This window comes from Micrococcales bacterium (assembly GCA_016703125.1).
Taxonomy (GTDB): Bacteria; Actinomycetota; Actinomycetes; order S36-B12; family UBA10799; genus JADKAV01.
In genome coordinates, this window is record JADJCR010000005.1 from 210,112 (window position 1) to 228,011 (window position 17,900).

Here is a 17,900-nt window from a genome sequence, read left to right on the forward strand (position 1 = left end):
TGCGACGCTACCCAGGAGGTGCGACATGCGTACCGCGCCGCGCCGTTCCTGTGGAAAGAATAACGAACGCCTGTTCGACAGGGAAGCCGACACGCCCAGTCAGCGCCAGCGCGGCGGCAGCCCGAGGTTCGCCACCACCGCCCGCCACACGGCTTTCGCGTCCTCCCCGTCGCGCAGTGCCTGCTCCACGGTGCGCCCGCCGAGTTCGGTCAGCACGTGATCGTGGGCCCACGACGCGAAGTAGCCAGCTCCGAGCACCTGCTCCATCCGGGCCCAGAACTCCGTGAGTCGCACCGGACCAGTCTCGCAGTCGGGCCCGGCGGCGCCCGCTCCCAGCCCAAGGCGGGAGCGATACCGCTACCCGGGAGCGGTCCAACCCCGGTTGCTTCGCTCCCCGATGTACGAACCTCTCCCGCCCTTCGCCCGAGGAGGGCGGCCGGCACCGGCGGGCCGGCCACGCACCGACGGGCCCGGCGTCAGACCCCGGCGGCAGAATGTCGATGTGCCCACTGCCGACCTTCACCCGCGCATGCGCGAGGCCACACGTGTCTGGTTCAGCCAGGCCTTCGCCGCCCCCACGGCGGTGCAAGTGCAGGCCTGGGACTCGATCGCCACGGGGTCCGACACCCTGGTGGTCTCCCCCACCGGATCAGGCAAGACGCTGGCGGCGTTCCTCTGGGCACTCGACGGGCTGGTCGCCGAACCGGGGTTGGGCTGCCGGGTGCTGTACATCTCGCCACTGCGGGCGCTGGCCGCCGACGTGGAACGGAACCTGCGCGCCCCCCTGGTCGGGATCGAGCGGGTGGCGCGCGACATGGGGCAGCAGACGGGGACGGTCCGCACCGCTATCCGCACCGCCGACACCCCGGCCGCCGAGCGGCAGCGCATGGCCCGCACGCCGCCGGACATACTGATCACCACGCCCGAGTCGCTGTTCTTGCTGCTGACGTCACGCGCCGGCGCATTCCTGTCCGACGTGCGGACGGTGATCATCGATGAGATCCATTCGGTGGCCGGCACGAAGCGCGGGTCCCACCTGAGCCTCTCACTGCAACGCCTCGACCTGCTCACAGGAACGCCCGCTCAACGGATCGGCTTGTCGGCCACCGTGAGGCCCGTGGACACGGTCGCGCACTTCTTGCATGCCGGTCACGACGTGCGCGTGGTTGATCCGGGTCTGCGCAAAGCGGTCGAGCTGAGTGTGAACGTACCCCTGCCCGACATGACGGCGTTCGACGAGCCGGTCGAGGACGGCCAGCCGCGGCGGGCGTCGATCTGGCCGGCGGTCGAGATGTCCATCCTGTCGCTCATCGAGCAGCACACCTCGACGATCGTGTTCACCAACTCCCGGCGGGTCTGCGAACGGCTGTCCAGCCGCCTCAACGAACTGGCTGCCGACGAGCCGTCCGACGATGCCGTGCCCGCCTCACTCATGGCCCAGGCCGGTGTTGCCCGAGGACAGAGCACGTCGTGGCGCGAGCTCACCACGGCTCGGTGAGCAAGTCCGAGCGCGCTCACATCGAGGACGACCTGAAGTCCGGGCGACTGCCCGCGGTGGTGGCCACCAGCAGCCTGGAACTGGGCATCGACATGGGCAGCATCGAGTTGATGGTGCAGGTGGGATGCCCGCCGTCAGTGGCGTCGGGCCTGCAGCGCCTCGGCCGCGCCGGCCATCGGCTCGATGCCGTCAGCCGCGGCGTGTTCTTCCCGACCCACCGCGGGGACCTGTTGGCCACCGCCGTGGCGCTGGAGGCGATGCGGGAACAGCGCATCGAACCGACCCGCCTCCCCCGGCACCCGTTGGACGTGCTGAGCCAGCAGATCGTGGCAATGGTGGCGATGCAGGACTGGCACGTCGACGAACTCCACGAGGTGATCACCAGCGCCGCCGGGTTCACCGCCCTGCCGCGCAACGCGTACGAGGGGATCCTCGACATGCTCTCGGGGCGCTACCCGTCCGACGACTTCGCGCAGTTGCGTCCACGCCTTGTCTGGGACCGCACCGCGGACCTTCTGACCGCCCGCGCGGGCGCCCAGCGAACGGCGGTGATCTCGGGCGGCACGATCCCGGACCGCGGCCTGTTCCCGGTGTTCATCGCGGGCACCAAGGACGGTCGCGTGGGTGAACTGGACGAGGAGATGGTGTACGAGTCGCGGGTCGGTGACGTCATCTCCCTGGGTGCCTCGTCGTGGCGTATCGAGGAGATCACCTTCGACCGGGTCCTCGTGACGCCGGCTCCGGGTCGGCCCGGCAAACTCCCCTTCTGGCACGCAGATGCACAAGGCCGTTCCGCGGAGATGGGTGCAGCGATTGGGGCGTTCCTGCGGGAGGCAGAGGCCCAGTCACCCGCACGCCGACTGGCCGACACCGACCTGGACACGTTCGCCCGTGAGAACCTCGTCGCGTACCTCAATGAACAGCTCGGCGCGACCGGCGTGCTGCCCACAGATCGGCGGGTGCTTGTGGAGCGCTTCCGCGACGAGATCGGCGACTGGCGGATGGTGGTGCACGCACCATGGGGTGCGCGGGTGACCGCACCGTGGGCCCTACTGGCGTCGGCGAGGATCCGGGTGACCTTCGGTGTGGACGCGAACATCATGGCCACTGACGACGGGCTGGTGCTGCGCCTGCTCGACACCGACCAGGACGAGGCCTGGTGGGACGCCGTCGTGGACGCGGTGCTACTCGATCCCGACGACCTGACCACGCAGGTGAGCCGAGAGGTCACGGGCAGCGCTCTGTTCGCCGCGAAGTTCCGGGAGTGTTCGAGCCGCGCCCTGCTGCTGACGCGTAACGCACCCGGCAAACGCACCCCGCTGTGGCAGCAGCGTCAGCGCTCGGCGCAGTTGCTGGCGGTGGCCGGCACCTACCCCGCATTCCCCATGGTGCTGGAGGCGGTGCGCGAATGCCTGGATGACGTCTACGACCTGCCCACTCTCAAGCAGGTCATGCGAGAGGTGCGCGACGGCCTCATCGGCGTCGACGTGGTGCGGACGGACACCCCCAGTCCCATGGCACAGACCCAGATGTTCTCCTACGTCTCGGTGTTCATGTACGAGGCCGATAACCCCCTCGGCCAGCAGGCAGCGGCCCTCGAACTCGACCACGCGCTGCTGGCCGACCTGCTCAGCGACACCGACCTGCGCTCGATCATCCCGCAGGAGGCCATCGACCAGGTCGAGGCCGAGGTGCAATGGCGCCAACCGGGTCGCGTGCGGATGGCCGACGACCTCGCGGATCTCCTGCGCACAGTGGGATTCACCGACGACGACGACTTGGGGGTCAGAGAGGTCGATCCGGAACTGGTCGGAGAACTCATCGCTGCCCGCCGGGCGTTCCGGGTACGGGTCGCCGGCCGGGAGGTGCTGGCCGCGGTGGAGGACATGCCGCGGTTGCGCGACGCACTGGGTGTCGTCCTGCCGCCGGAGGTCCCGTTCGTGTTCACCGAACCGGTCGCCGATCCCGTGGGTGACCTGATCGGCCGCTTCGCCCGCACCCACGGCCCGTTCACCACCGCTGAGACCGCGGCACACCTCGGACTGGGCGTGCGCGTGGTCGACGAGCTCCTCCAACGCCGCAAGGCCGCCGGGCTGTTGCGCTGGGGGCGGTTCTCCGCAGCGGGTGAGCACGGGCAGTGGGTGGACCCCGAGGTGCTGCAGCGTATCCGCCGTCGGACTGCGGCGTTGCTGCGCGGCACGCAGGAACCCGTGCCCGTGGAGCGGTTGTGCGGATTCCTGCCGCGATGGCAGCGGGTGACGTCACCGGGACGGGGCCCGGGCGCGCTGCGAGCAGCCCTCGGACGCCTCACCGGCTATGTCGCCGCAGCCACCGTCTGGGAGCAGGATCTGCTGCCCGCCCGTGTGGCCGGATACGAGCCTCATCACCTCGACCAGCTCACCGCAGCCGGCGAGATCGTCTGGTGCGGGGCCGGGAGGCTGGGCGCCCGGGACGCCTTGATCACGTTCGTCCCCGCGGGGCTCGAGGACCTGTTGCCGGTCCCGGACACCGAGGAGTTGTCCGAGGTCGAGGCGCAGTTGTGGGACGTGGTCCGGCACGGGGGTGGGTGGTTCGTCCGCGACCTGGCGCAACGGCTGCCCGATCTCGCGACGGACGCCCTCGAGGCGGCCGTGTGGGGCCTGGTCTGGCGCAGCATGCTGACCAACGACTCACTAGCCGCTCTGCGGTCCTACCGGCGGCCCGGCGGGCGTGTCCGCAGCCGGCGTGCGACCGCGCCACCGCTGCCAGGCCGGTGGTCGGCGGTGTTCCGCCCGGGGCAGCCGGACACTCCGCTGGTGTGGGCGCAGACCCTGCTCGACCGCTATGGGGGTGCTCGACCGCAGCGCGGTCGGCGCCGAGCGGGTACCCGGGGGCTTCCACGCCCTCTTCGGGGTGCTCCGGCGCCTCGACGACGCTGGCCGCTGCCAACAGGTCTACGCGGTGGAGGGCCTCGGCGGCGCGCAGTTCACCACGGCCCCGGCCCTGGAGCAGTTGCGCCAGGAACGTGCGAGCGAGCCGGTCCTGCTGGCCGCCACCGATCCGGCGAATCCGCTGGGCGTCAGTGTGCCGTGGCCAGAGGTCGCCGGCGGCCGCCCCCTGCGCAAGTCCGGGGCGCTGGTCCTGCTCGCCGCAGACGGCCCGCACTTCTACCTCGATGCGGCTGCGCGGTCGCTGCTGGTCTGGCCGGCGGCGACGGCCAACAGCGCGCTGGTCCTTGTCGACGCCTTGCGGGAACGCCGGCCCCGCCTGGGCATCCGGCGGATCAACGGCGAGGAGGCCTTTGACGCACAGATGCGGGACGTGCTGGTGGACGCAGGCCTCAGGCTCACCCCCTCAGGTTTGCGGTGATCCGCGCCTCGACGGCCGATGGTCACAGGACCTTCCCCGTGGCGGCGGACCGGGCCCCCATGCCGCCCGGAGTGGGATCGCAGTGCGCCGATTGTCGAGTTCGCCGGCCAGACGAAGCAAACCCTGTACGTATCGGAGGGCAGCGTCTGCGGTCCCACGCGCAAGCGGAAGACTGACAGGCGAGCGGACGTCAAGATGGGTCACACGGCGGTGATCACGGAGTCAAGACCCGTCGCGTCCCCGTTCGGATCATCAGTTGCCGGCGCGGGCGACGTTGTCGCTGACCGAGCGCATGACCTCACTCAAAGGCACTTCAAGAGCACCGCAGATGGCGGCCAGCAATTCGCTGGACGCCTCCTTCTGGCCGCGTTCGACCTCGGAGAGATAGCCGAGGGAGACACGCGCGGCCGTGGAAACGTCACGCAACGTCCTCCCCTGATCCATGCGGCGGCGACGCAACTCATCGCCGACGACTTGCCGGAGAACGACCATCTCTCCTCCTCCTACAGCACGAATGTAAACGACGGGTGTGACATCAGCATCTGTGCGCCAACAGTGTTAACACCACATTTACCGCAACGAAAAGGCCTACCCCGGGTATTCCACAGCCCCAGCAGAAGTCGCATGGCGCTTTCACAGGTCCGCTCGCGGATCGCCTGGCGATCGCCGCGCAGGTGCAGTTCGACCACCTCGCGGCGTGGCCCGGACAGCCCGACGAACACCGTTCCCACGGGATTGCCCTCCTGCGACGCCGGCCCAGCCACGCCGGTCGTGCTCAACGCCCATGTGGCGCCGAAGAGGCCGCAGGCGCGATCAGCCATGGCGGCCGCGGTCTCGGCGGACACCGCACCGTGGACGCGCAGGATCTCCGGGTCAATGCCCACGACGTCGCGCTTCACCGCCATCGTGTAGGCCACCACTGCACCTCGGACCACGTCGGAGGCCCCGGGGATCTCCGTCAGGCCGGTGCACAACAGCCCCCCGGTCAGGGACTCCGCGGTGCACAACGATTGCCCGCGGTCACGCAGGATGTCGAGTAAGTCACGCGCCGTGCTCACGCCGGGCCTTCTTCATCGCGGTCCGCTCACTGTTCCGGCGCAGGTGCACCGCCCGCGCCACGTAGTCGATCCCCGTCAGCACGGTGAGCGCCACGGCGATCAGCATGACCCAACCCCGGATATCGGCGACCCAGCCTGCCACCGGGACGATGTACAGCAGGATGGCCAGCATCTGTGAGACGGTCTTGGCCTTGCCGCCGCGGCTGGCGGGGATCACCCCGTGCCGGATCACGATGAACCGGGTGAGGGTGATCGTGATCTCCCGGCCGAGGATCACCACTGTGATCCACCACGGCAACTCACCCAGCCAGCTGAGCCCGAGCAGAGCCACCCCCGTGAGCGCCTTGTCGGCGATCGGATCGGCGACCTTGCCGAAGGTCGTCACAAGGTTGCGCGAACGGGCGATCGCCCCGTCGGCGAGGTCGGTGAGACTGGCGACCACGAACACCACAGCCGCCAGCCACCGTGCGCCATCGGAGTCCGCAGCCAGCAACAGGTAGCCGAACACCGGGACGAGCGCCAGTCGCAGCATCGTCAGGGCGTTGGGCAGGTTCCGCCACTGCGACGGGCTCGGGGGGTCCGCCATCGGGTCGGGGCGACCCCACCGGGGCGACTGCTCAGTCATGCGGTCTCCGCCACCAGATCCGCACCCTCGGAATCCACCACACGGGCCACGACCACGGGCCGCTCCGCCGGCCCCCGTAGTCGTGTCGTGCCATCCTCCGGCCCCTGGAACTGCGATGACCCAGCCGCGACGATGACCCGTACGGACTGCCCGACACGCGCCGCCGCACGCTGCGCCATGACCTCGTCAGCCACGTCCGCGATCAGGTCGACGCGCAGGTCGATCTCGTCGGGATCGACGTGGTCGGGGAAGTCCACGGCCTGCGTTCCCTCCTCGTCGGAGTAGGCGAACACCCCCACGAAGTCGAGTTGGGCCCGGCTGAGGAAGTCCACGAGCAGATCCACATCTGCCGCTGTCTCCCCCGGAAATCCGACGATCACGTTGGACCGGATCGCGGCGTCCGGGTTGACCTCCCGGATCCTGTCGATCAGGGCCAGGAAGTCGTCGCCACCTCCGAACCGACGCATGCGCCGCAGGACCGACGGGCTGGCGTGCTGGAACGACAAGTCGAAGTACGGTGCGACGCCGACGGTGGTCCCGATCACCCGGATGAGATCCGGGCGCATCTCCGCCGGTTGCAGGTAGGCCAACCGGACCCGCTCCAGGCCGGGTGTCGCGGCCACTTCAGGCAGCAGGGACTCCAGCAGGCGCAGGTCCCCGAGGTCCTTGCCGTACGACGTGGAGTTCTCGCTGACGAGGTTGACCTCCAGCACTCCCTGCCCGGCCAGCCAGGCCACCTCGTTGACGATGTCGGTCGGGCGCCGCGACACGTACGCCCCCCGGAAGGACGGGATGGCGCAGAACGTGCAGCGCCGGTCGCAGCCAGAAGCCAACTTCACCGAGGCGACCGGGCCGTCGGACAGCCGGCGCCGGACCCCCACATGGCCCGGCAGGACAGTCTGTTCGCCGGAGCGCTCGGCGGGTGCTGAGGGTTGCAGGTGGCGCCGGTCGAGGGGGACGTGCGAGGGCAGGTGCTCCCCTGCCAGGACCCTGCGCAGCGCGGCGGGCAACTGCGGGTAGGCGTCGAAGCCGAGGACCGCGTCGGCCTCGGGCAAGGATTCCTGCAACGTCGCGCCATACCGTTCGGCCATGCAACCGACGGCCACGACCTTGCCCGGGAGATCCGACATCTGCAGGACGGTGTCGATCGAATCGCGTTTGGCCGCCTCGATGAAACCGCACGTGTTCACCAGCACCGTGTCCGCCTGCTGCGGGTCGTCGACGAGATCCCAGCCGTCGTGTGCCAGGTCCGCGGCCAACTCCTCGGAGTCGACCTCGTTGCGGGCACAACCGAGGGTCACGATCGCAACCGACGGGCGGGTCACGGGGTGTCGCCGCCCACCCCGCGCAGGTCGGCGATCACCGCCGGCAGATCATCGGGGTCACGAGCACCTCGCGCGCCTTCGAACCCTCGCTCGGGCCCACGACGCCTCGCACCTCCAGCAGATCCATCAGCCGGCCCGCCTTGGCGAAGCCGACGCGCAATTTGCGCTGCAGCATGGAGGTGGAGCCGAACTGCGTGCTGACGATGAGCTCGGCGGCCTGACACACCAGCTCCAGGTCGTCGCCGATGTCGTCGTCGATGATCGCCCGCGAACCTGCCGCCTGCTGGATGTCCTCCCGGTAGACCGGGGCCATCTGGGCCTTGCAGTGCGACACGATGCTGCGGATCTCATGTTCGGGGACGAAAGCGCCCTGCAGCCGGATGGGCTTGCTGGCGCCCATCGGCAGGAACAACCCGTCCCCTGACCGATGAGTTTCTCGGCACCTGGTTGGTCGAGGATCACGCGGCTGTCGGTCTGGCTGGATGTGGAGAAGGCCAGGCGCGAGGGCACGTTCGCCTTGATCAGCCCGGTCACGACGTCCACGCTGGGCCGCTGCGTCGCCAGGACGAGGTGGATACCCGCCGCCCGCGCCAACTGCGTGATCCGTACGATCGCGTCCTCGACGTCGCGCGGTGCCACCATCATGAGGTCGGCGGGCTCGTCGACGATGATCAGCAAATACGGGTAGGGCTGCAGGGTGCGTTGGGTGCCTGGCGGCGGAACCACGGTGCCGGCAGCCACCGCCTTGTTGAAGTCGTCGATGTGCCGGAAGCCGTACGCCGCGAGGTCGTCGTAGCGCGTCTCCATCTCCTTGACGACCCACTGCAGGATGTCCGCGGCCTTCTTCGGGTCGGTCACGATGGGGGTGATCAGGTGCGGTATGCCCTCGTAGATGCTCAACTCCACCCGCTTCGGATCGATGAGCACCATGCGGACCTCGTCGGGCGTGGCGCGGCTGAGCACCGAACTGATGAGGGTGTTGATGCACACCGACTTGCCCGCGCCGGTGGCGCCGGCAACCAGCAGGTGCGGCATCTTCGCGAGGTTCCCGCACACGTACCCGCCCTCGACGTCCTTGCCGAGGCCCACCAGCATCGGGTGGCTGTCGGACTGGGCGATACGGCTGCGCAGGACGTCGGAGAGGCTGACGTTCTCGCGGTCGGTGTTGGGGATCTCGATGCCGATGGCCGACTTGCCGGGGATCGGCGAGAGGATGCGCACCTCCGGGCTCTTGACCGCGTACGAGATGTTCTTGCTCAAGGCGGTGACCCGCTCGACCTTGACCGCCGGGCCGAGTTCCACCTCGTACCGGGTCACTGTCGGACCACGGCTGAACCCGGTCACCCGCGCGTCCACCTCGAACTGGTCGAGCACGCCGGTCAGGGCGGCGACCACCAGGTCGTTGGCCGAGGTGGCTGCTTTGTGCGGCGGGCCCGGCTTCAACAGATCCAGTGGCGGGAGCCGGTAGACGACATCCCCCGAGAGCAGGAGTTGTTCGGCCACCGCGAGGTCCAACGAGTCCATCATGTCCGCGGGGTCGACCTCGACCGTCAGGTCCTGTGCCAGCGGCCCCATATCAGTCAGGTCGATGTGCTGCGTGGTGTCGTCCACGGGCTCTGCCGGCTCGGGGGCGGACGCCACCGGGCTGACGAACGCCTCGTCCCCGGCGAGGTCCTCCGGGATGTCCTGATCGCGCTTCGACACCGACCCCAGCCGCTGCTTCACCCACCCGGTGGCCGCGGAGGTGTTCACACCGGCGATGCGCTGGCGCAGATCGGCCACCGAGGTGCCGGTGGCCATGAGCAGACCCGCCACCAGGATCAGGAAGAGGATGACGCCCGTGAGGATCGGTCCCAACAGGGACAGGAACGGCGTGGTCGCCAACCAGCCCGCCCAGCCGCCGCCGTAGCGCATGGCCTCCCGGCCGTCGATAGGCTGAGCCGCTCCTGCGATGACGTGGACCAGACCCGCAGCGGAGAACAGCACCAGCAGACCACCGATCAGGTGGTGAGCCTTGAACCGGCGCTCGGGATGGCGCAGGGTGCGCCACGACATCCAGACCAGGAACACCGGCACCAGGACATCAAGGGCGCCCACCGCACCGCTGACCACGAAGGAGATGGCGGGCTCCAGCCCGCCGCGCGCGCCCCACCAGGCCACGGCGCCGACCACCACCGCGAGAATCGCGTACAGCAGCCCGATCCCGTCGCGGCGCAGGGCCGGATCGAGATCACGGGCACCATGACCGACGCGACGCACTGCCGCACCCATGAAGTGGGCGGTGGCCAGCCAGGCGGTCCTCAGCGCCCGGATCACCGCGCGCAGGAAAGCACCGAAGCCCCCGGTCTTGCGGGCAGTCGCCTTCTTGGCCGCCGACGCACCGGTGGCCTTCTTGGCAGGGGGTCTGGAACTCGACGACCGGCCGGAGCCGGATCGCGAACCACGAGTGGACGTGCGGGAAGCCATGAGGTCCAGCGTATCTGCCGGTGGGGACACCCCCGTGCCGCCGCGCGGTGCGAAGCAGGTCGTGTCGCGCGGGCGACAGCCGGACCTCAGCCCTCGATGACCACCGGCACGATCATCGGCCGGCGCCGGTGCTGAGCGTTGACCCACCTGCCGAGGGTGCGCCGCACCACCTGCCCCAGAGCGTGCTGATCTGTCACACCGTCCTTGAGCGCACCCACGATCTTGGCCGCGATCTCGCCGACGACCGCGTCGAAGACGTCGTCGGAGTCCGCGAAACCCCGGGCGTGGATCTCCGGGCCGGCGAGGATCTTGCCCTCCACGTGGTCCACGACCACCACCACGGAGATGAAGCCCTCCTCGCCGAGAATTCGACGGTCCTTCAAGGAGCCCTCGGTGATGTCACCGACACTGGCACCGTCGACGTACACGTAACCACAGGGCACCTCGCCGGCCACTGCCGCCACCCCGTCCACGAGGTCCCCGACGGTGCCGTCGGCGACGATCATGATGCGGTCGCGCGGAACACCCGTCTGATGCGCCAGCCGGGCGTTGGCGTGCAGGTGGCGGACCTCGCCGTGCACCGGCATGACGTTCGCGGGCTTGACGACGTTGTACAGGTAGAGCAGCTCACCCGCGGCGGCGTGACCCGACACGTGGACCAGGGCGTTGCCCTTGTGCACCACTCGGGCTCCGGTCACCGTCAGGCCGTTGATCACACGGTTCACGGCGTTCTCGTTGCCCGGGATCAAAGAGGACGCCAGCACCACGGTGTCCCCGGCGCCGACGCGGATCTCATGGTCGTGCGCCGCGATCCGTGACAGAACCGCCATCGGCTCGCCCTGGGACCCGGTGCAGACCAGCACCAGTTCTTCGTCGGGCAGATCCCCCATCCGATCGGCCGCGACCAGCGTGCCCGCGGGCACCTGCAGGTATCCGAGGTCGCGGGCGATGTTCATGTTGCGGACCATCGACCGGCCCACCAGTGCCACCTTGCGACCGTTGCGGGTGGCGACGTCGATGACCTGCTGGATCCGGTGGACGTGGCTGGCGAAGCTGGCGACGATCACCCGCTTCGGGGTCGTCACCATGACCTGCTCGAGGGCAGGCAGGATCTCCGACTCCGACGTCACGAAACCGCCGACCTCGGCATTGGTGGAGTCCACCAGCAGCAGGTCCACGCCTTCCTCGCCCGCCCGGGCGAAACCGCGCAGGTCGGTGATGCGCCCGTCCAGGGGCAGTTGGTCCATCTTGAAGTCGCCGGTGTGCAGCACGCGGCCGGCGGTGGTGTCGATGACCAGCGCCAATGCGTCGGGGATGGAGTGGTTGACGGCCAGGAAGCCCACCCGGAAGGCCCCGAGCCGCTGCGTGTCACCCTCCACCACCACGTGCAACGGGGGCTTCTGGCGATGTTCGCGCAACTTGGCCTCAAGCAGGGCCAGGGTCAGCCGGGAGCCGTAGATGGGGATGTCCGGACGTTCCCGCAGCAGGAACGGCACGGCACCGATGTGATCCTCATGGCCGTGCGTGAGGATCACCCCGACGATGTCGGCGAGACGATCGCGCAAGTACTCGAAGTCCGGCAGGATCAGGTCGACGCCCGGTTGGGAGTCTTCGGGGAACAGCACCCCGCAGTCGACGATGAGGATCTGGCCCTCGGACTCGAAGACCGTCATGTTGCGGCCGACCTCGCCGAGACCGCCGAGTGCGATCACCCGCAGCCCGCCATCGGGAAGTGGCGGCGCCGCCTCAGGCACCGCTGGCCTCCAGCGCTGCGACCACCCCGTCCACCTGAGCAACCGACGCCGCGACCAGTGGGCCGCGCACCGGGCCGGCGGGCAGCCCGCGCCGGTTCAGTACCCCCTTGACGGTCATGGCCGCCTGGGTCACGAAGATCGCATCGGTGACCGGCAGAGTGGCGAAGTGCACGGCTCGTGCCGTCTCGGCATCACCGGCGAGGAAGGCATCGCGCAAGGCCACCAGTGCCGGGGCGATGAAGTGGCCGCTGACACTGACGAACCCGGTCGCCCCCAACGACAGCAACGGCAGATTCAGGACGTCGTCACCGGAGTACCAGAGCAGGTCCGTGGCGGTCAGCACCCGCGCTGAGGCGGCCAGGTCCGCTTTGGCATCCTTGACGGCCACGATGTTGGGGTGCTCGGCCAGGGCGATGAGCGTGTCCGTCGCGATCTCGGCCGCACTGCGGCCGGGGATGTCGTAGAGCATCACGGGCAGGTCGGTCGCGTCCGCAACAGCGCGGAAATGCTGCAGGATTCCGTCCTGCGGGGGTTTGTTGTAGTACGGGGTCACCGCCAGCAGGCCATGGGCACCCGCGGCCTGCGCCTGGCGCGCCAGTTCCGCGCTGTGCGCGGTGTCGTTGGTGCCAACCCCGGCGATCACCCGGGCGCGGTCGCCCACGGCGTCGACGACGGTGCGCACCGCCTGTGCCTTCTCAGCATCCGTGGTGGTCGGAGCCTCCCCAGTCGTGCCGTTGACGACAAGTCCGTCGTTCCCGAGGTCGACGAGGTGGGTGGCCAGAGCCGCGACGCCGTCGACGTCGAGCGCGCCGTTCACTTCGAAGGGCGTGACCATCGCGGTGATCACGGTGCCCAGTGGCTGATGCATGGCCTCCACGCTACCTGCCAGCCAGGCACCTACGGGGCGACCCGGCCGTTGCGCTCGAACGCGGAGTGGGTCAGCGGCATGAGTTCGGTCCAGAACTGCTCCATCCGGTCAGCCACCATCTCGATCTCCCGCTGGGGGAAAGAGGGGAAGGCCGCGTCGGGGCGCTTCGTGCGCAACGACAGGAAGTTCATCAACGAGCGAGCGTTCATGGTGACGTACATCGAGCTGTACGTCGCGACAGGCAGGACGCCACGGGCGACCTCCCGGGCGACTCCGGCGGCCAGCATCGCCTGGTAGGCGGCATACGCCTGCTCGCAGGCCGCCTTCGTCTGCGCCACGGCGGTTTCGTACTGCTCGGCGGTGCCGTCGACGAAGTCGTAGGCTCCCGGCTTGCCCTCCTGCACCAACTTGCGCTCGGGGCCCGGGACGTAGAACACCGGCTGCAGTTCGCGGTAACGTCCGCTCTCCTCGTTGTAGGAGGCCATCCGGTGGCGCATGAACTCCCGGAAGACGAAGATCGGGGCGCTCACGAAGAAGGTCATCGAGTTGTGCTCGAACGGGGAACCGTGGCGGTCCCGCATGAGGTAGTTGATCAGACCCTGGGACCGCTCGGCGTCTCCCCCCACATCCTCGAGGGACTGCTCGCCCTTGGTGGACACCCTCGCCGCGAACAGCACGTCCGCGTCCTGCGCGGCCGCCCGCACCAACTCCACCGTCACGTCACTTCGGAACTCCAGGTCTGCCACGAGCACACTCTAGGCAGGAGCGGCGTGCGGGCCACCACTGCGACGCGCTGTTTCAGGCCTGCTCTTTGGCCACTTCCGCGCGCACGGCGTCCATGTCGAGCTTCTTCACCTGATCGATGAGGTCGGTCAGCGCCGGCGCCGGCAATGCACCGGGCTGCGCGTACAGCAGGATGCCATCGCGGAAGGCCATGAGCGTCGGGATCGACGAGATCTGCGCCTGCGCGGCCAGCGCCTGTTCGGACTCGGTGTCGACCTTGCCGAACACAATGTCCGGGTGGTCCTCGGAGGCCTGCTCGAACACCGGGGCGAACATGCGACACGGACCGCACCAGGCGGCCCACCAGTCGACGAGGACGATTCCGGTGCCCTCGACGGTCGTCATGAAGGTCTCAGCGGTCAGGTCTGTGGTTGCCATGAAGTCTCTCCTATACCCTGTATGGGTATCTCAACACCACCGATGCCGGAGGTATTCCCGCGCTCGGAGTGGCCCGGCAACGAGCCCGGCGTTGGGTGGGGCCCATGCAGTTGGTTGACGTTCGTCGCACGACGAGCGTCAGTGCGCGCCGGCGCCGGGACTCACAGTCGGCCGGCGCGGGCGCCCGGCAGCGTGGCCAGCCAGTTGCGCAGCAGTTGGACTCCTGCTGCACCGGACTTCTCCGGATGGAATTGCGTGGCGGTCAGCGGTCCGTTCTCGACCGCCGAGAGGAAGCGTCCGCCGTACTCGGTCCACGTCAGTGCAGGGCGCTTCACCGCCGCAGTGCCCGCGTCCGGCAGGTCCAGCGAAGCGGCGGCGTAGCTGTGCACGAAGTAGAACCGCTGCTGCGACACCCCCGCGAACAACGCGGAGTTCGTGGGCGGACTGACCGTGTTCCACCCCATGTGCGGCAGGACCGGCGCCGTCAGTTGCGTCACCCGGCCCGGCCACTGGGCGCACCCGGGCGACACCAGGCCGTGCTCCTCCCCCGCCTCGAACATGATCTGCATCCCGACGCAGATGCCGAGCACCGGCAGCCCGCCGGACAGGCGCCGATCAATGATCCGCTGACCGCCCACGGCCCGCAGTCCACGCATGCACGACTCGAAGGCCCCCACCCCTGGCACCACCAGGCCATCAGCAGCACCAGCCTGGTCGGCGCTGGCCGTCACCGTCACCTGGGCGCCGGCGGCTTCCAGCGCGCGCTGCGCCGAGCGCAGGTTGCCCGAGCCGTAGTCGAGCACGACCACGGTGGTCATGAGCCGAGAGTGCCCTTGGTCGAGGGGATGCCGCTGACCCGGGGGTCCACCGCGATCGCTTGCCGCAGAGCCCGCGCGAACGCTTTGAACTGTGCTTCGACGATGTGGTGCGCGTTGCGGCCGGACTGCACACGCATGTGCAGTGTGATGTTCGCGGTCGCCACGATGGACTCGAAGATGTGGCGGGTCAGGGTGGTGTCATACGTACCGATGAGTTCCACCAGGTCCGGTTCCTCGTGGACCAGGTACGGGCGGCCGGACAGGTCGACGACGCAGACCGCCAGCGCCTCGTCCAGCGGGATCATCGCGTTGCCGTAGCGCTGCACTCCGGCTTTGTCGCCGAGCGCCTCCCGCAGGGCCTGGCCCAACGCCAGCGACGTGTCCTCCACGGTGTGGTGGGCGTCGACTTCGAGGTCACCGCGGGTGCGGACGACCAGGTCCAGACCGCCGTGGCGGGCCACTTGGTCCAGCATGTGGTCGAAGAACGGGACCCCTGTGGAGATCTCCGAGCGTCCGGTCCCGTCGAGGTCGAGCTCGACGAGCACTTCGCTCTCCTTCGTGGTCCGCTCGATGCGCGCGGTACGGCTCATGGGGTCTCCCTGAGGTCTTCCAGGCCGGCCATCGCGGCGGCCAGGGTGGTCATCTGTTCGGTGGTGCCGATCGTCACCCGCAACCAGCGTGGCAGTCCGACGTCGCGCACCAGGATGCCCTGTTCGAGCAGGCGCTGCCACGCCGCCGCCGGGTCGGTGAAGGGCCCTACGAGCACGAAGTTCGCATCCGAGGGCGGACAGTTCCAGCCCTGCGCAACGACCTGTGCGACGAACTCGTCGCGAGTGTGGCACAGCAGGTGGATCTGCTCGGTGAGGCGGGGGGCGAACTCCACGGCCACCTGTGCGGCGGCCTGGGTCAGCGCCGACAGGTGGTACGGCAACCGTACGAGCAACAACGCCTCGATGACCGCCGGGTCGGCCGCCAGGTAACCCACGCGCGCGCCGGCGAATGCGAAGGCCTTGCTCATCGTCCGGGTGACGAGCAAGCGGGGGCGTCCGGGTAGCAGGCCCACCGCGCTCGGCACACTGGCGAACTCCGCGTAGGCCTCGTCCACCACCACGATGCCGCGGTCGGTTTCGGCGACGGCGGCGTAGGCGTCCTCGATCGCCGCCAGCGGCAGCGAGTCGCCGGTGGGGTTGTTGGGGCTGCACAGGAACAGCACGTCCGGCCGGTGCTCGCGCACGGCGTCGACGATGCGTCCCGGCGGCAGGGTCAGACCATCCCGGGCGACCGGCACGAAGCCCGTGCCCGTGGCATGGCTGATGAGTTCGTGCATCGAGTAACCCGGCTGGAAGCCCAGTGCGGTCCGCCCGGGTCCTCCGAACGCCTGCAGGACCTGTTGCAGGATCTCGTTGGACCCGTTGGCCGCCCACACCCGGTCACCGGTCACCCGCACCCCGGTCTGGCCCGTGAGGTACCCGGCCAGCGCCTCGCGCAGCCCCACGGCGTCGCGGTCCGGGTACCGGTTCAGGTACGGGTCGATCCGCGCACCGATGCGCGCGATCATCTCCGGCGGAGGCGGGTAGGGGTTCTCGTTGGTGTTCAGCGCGATGGGGACCTCGAGTTGCGGCGCACCGTAGGCAGTGCGCCCGACGAGTTCGGGGCGCAGGGGAAGATCACTCACGCGTCGGCCCCGTGATCGCGCCGGACGGTGACCGCCCACGCGTGCGACGGCAGATCCTCGGCCAGGGCGAGCGCCTCGAGTTCGTCGGTGAGCCCCGCCAGGGCCGCACGGTCGTACTCCACGACCTGCACGCTGCGCAGGAAGGTGGTGACGTTCAGGCCACTGGAGTGGCAGGCGCACCCCGCAGTGGGAAGCACGTGGTTCGAGCCGGCCAGGTAGTCACCGAGCGACACCGGACTGTACGGGCCCACGAAGATGGCACCGGCGTTGCGGATCGCGGCAGCATCCTGCGCGGCATGGCGGGTGTGGATCTCGAGGTGTTCGGCCGCATACGCGTCCGCACACTCCAGCGACTGGGCCAGGTCGCGGGTGAGCACCACGGCGCTCTGCCGACCGGTCAGTGCCTCCCGGATGCGCTCGCTGTGCTTGGCTGCAGCCACCTGAAGCGCCAGTTCGCGGTCCACGGCGTCGGCCAGGGCCTCGGAATCGGTGATCAGCACGGATGCGGCCACCACGTCGTGCTCGGCCTGCGAGATGAGGTCCGCGGCGACGTACGCGGGGTCCGCGCTGTCGTCGGCGACGACGGCGATCTCGGTGGGACCGGCCTCGCTGTCGATGCCGACCTGACCCCTCAGCAGCCGCTTCGCCTCGGTGACGTAGATGTTGCCGGGGCCGGTGACGATGTTCACCGGTTCGCAGCCCTCCACCCCGAGAGCCAACATGGCCACGGCCTGCGCGCCACCGGCCGCATACACCTCGTCGATGCCCAGCAGCGCACATGCGGCCAGGATGGTCGGGTGCGGCCAGCCCTCGTTGTCGGTCTGCGGCGGACTGACCACCGCCATGGACTCCACGCCGGCCACCCTGGCCGGGACCACGTTCATCACCACGCTGGACGGGTACACCGCCCGGCCGCCGGGGACGTACAACCCGACGCGGCGCACCGGCCGCCACGTCTGCCGGACGATGGCCCCCGGACCGAGTTCGGTCACACCGTTGGCGGGCAACTGGTCGCTGTGCACCCGGGTGGTGCGGTCGATGGCGGTCAGCAGCGCCTTGCGGACCAGCGGATCGAGGGCCTGCTCCGCCGCAGCGATCACATCGGCCGGCACCCGCAACGACGCAGGACGGATCCCGTCGAAGCGCTCTCCTGCGGCCAGCACCGCTTCAGCTCCACCGTGGCGCACCTGGTCGATGATGTGCGCGACCGCCGCGGCCTGGCCTTGCGGCGCGGCGCGGGGGACGTCGAACGACTGTCCGGTTCTCAGGTCGATGCGGGCGAGCATGTGACCATCGTACGAAGC

Annotated in this window: 13 protein-coding genes and 2 pseudogenes; 1 reads left to right on the forward strand and 14 read right to left on the reverse strand. The window is 69.4% G+C overall.

Annotated features, from left to right (window positions below):
* Positions 1–99: 99 nt before the first annotated feature.
* Complete coding sequence (locus IPG68_10185; GenBank protein MBK6763601.1) at positions 100–294, reverse strand: DUF3046 domain-containing protein; 195 nt, start codon at positions 292–294, stop codon at positions 100–102.
* Positions 295–529: 235 nt separating this feature from the next.
* Here IPG68_10185 and IPG68_10190 point away from each other — a divergent pair.
* A pseudogene (locus IPG68_10190) lies at positions 530–4,846 on the forward strand (DEAD/DEAH box helicase).
* A gap of 252 nt (positions 4,847–5,098) precedes the next feature.
* Here the strand turns inward: IPG68_10190 and IPG68_10195 are convergent.
* From IPG68_10195 to hisD, 13 genes and pseudogenes are all read right to left on the reverse strand, one after another.
* Positions 5,099–5,338 (reverse strand): helix-turn-helix transcriptional regulator, encoded by a 240-nt coding sequence (locus tag IPG68_10195; GenBank protein ID MBK6763602.1) that lies wholly within the window; start codon positions 5,336–5,338, stop codon positions 5,099–5,101.
* Between the two features lie 11 nt (positions 5,339–5,349).
* Positions 5,350–5,904 carry a nicotinamide-nucleotide amidohydrolase family protein gene (locus IPG68_10200; GenBank protein ID MBK6763603.1) on the reverse strand — a complete coding sequence of 185 codons (555 nt, stop codon included), beginning with the start codon at positions 5,902–5,904 and terminating at the stop codon, positions 5,350–5,352.
* A complete protein-coding gene (gene pgsA / locus IPG68_10205) occupies positions 5,888–6,529 on the reverse strand; it encodes a CDP-diacylglycerol--glycerol-3-phosphate 3-phosphatidyltransferase (protein ID MBK6763604.1) in 642 nt (213 codons plus the stop codon). Before pgsA ends, IPG68_10200 begins: the two co-directional genes overlap by 17 nt.
* Entirely contained in the window at positions 6,526–7,833 is a 1,308-nt protein-coding gene (locus IPG68_10210; protein MBK6763605.1) for a MiaB/RimO family radical SAM methylthiotransferase, read from the reverse strand. The genes pgsA and IPG68_10210 overlap by 4 nt, the downstream gene beginning before the upstream one ends.
* A gap of 17 nt (positions 7,834–7,850) precedes the next feature.
* Positions 7,851–10,320 (reverse strand): annotated as a pseudogene (locus tag IPG68_10215) (DNA translocase FtsK).
* Positions 10,321–10,406: 86 nt separating this feature from the next.
* Positions 10,407–11,993: a ribonuclease J gene (locus IPG68_10220; protein ID MBK6763606.1), complete on the reverse strand. Its 1,587-nt coding sequence runs from the start codon at positions 11,991–11,993 to the stop codon at positions 10,407–10,409.
* Between the two features lie 73 nt (positions 11,994–12,066).
* Positions 12,067–12,942 (reverse strand): 4-hydroxy-tetrahydrodipicolinate synthase, encoded by an 876-nt coding sequence (gene dapA / locus IPG68_10225; protein ID MBK6763607.1) that lies wholly within the window; start codon positions 12,940–12,942, stop codon positions 12,067–12,069.
* A gap of 29 nt (positions 12,943–12,971) precedes the next feature.
* Entirely contained in the window at positions 12,972–13,688 is a 717-nt protein-coding gene (locus IPG68_10230) for an FAD-dependent thymidylate synthase (GenBank protein ID MBK6763608.1), read from the reverse strand.
* 52 nt (positions 13,689–13,740) lie between these two features.
* The gene (gene trxA / locus IPG68_10235) at positions 13,741–14,103 is read right to left on the reverse strand and encodes a thioredoxin (GenBank protein ID MBK6763609.1); all 363 of its coding nucleotides are present in this window, start codon (positions 14,101–14,103) and stop codon (positions 13,741–13,743) included.
* Between the two features lie 161 nt (positions 14,104–14,264).
* Positions 14,265–14,921, reverse strand: a complete 657-nt coding sequence (gene hisH, locus IPG68_10240; GenBank protein MBK6763610.1) for an imidazole glycerol phosphate synthase subunit HisH — start codon at positions 14,919–14,921, stop codon at positions 14,265–14,267.
* On the reverse strand, positions 14,918–15,511 hold the full coding sequence (gene hisB / locus IPG68_10245; GenBank protein MBK6763611.1) for an imidazoleglycerol-phosphate dehydratase HisB: 594 nt from the start codon (positions 15,509–15,511) through the stop codon (positions 14,918–14,920). The genes hisH and hisB overlap by 4 nt, the downstream gene beginning before the upstream one ends.
* Entirely contained in the window at positions 15,508–16,596 is a 1,089-nt protein-coding gene (locus IPG68_10250; protein MBK6763612.1) for a histidinol-phosphate transaminase, read from the reverse strand. The genes hisB and IPG68_10250 overlap by 4 nt, the downstream gene beginning before the upstream one ends.
* Positions 16,593–17,882, reverse strand: coding sequence for a histidinol dehydrogenase (hisD, locus tag IPG68_10255; GenBank protein ID MBK6763613.1), 1,290 nt, complete (start codon positions 17,880–17,882; stop codon positions 16,593–16,595). The genes IPG68_10250 and hisD overlap by 4 nt, the downstream gene beginning before the upstream one ends.
* Between the last annotated feature and the right edge of the window lie 18 nt (positions 17,883–17,900).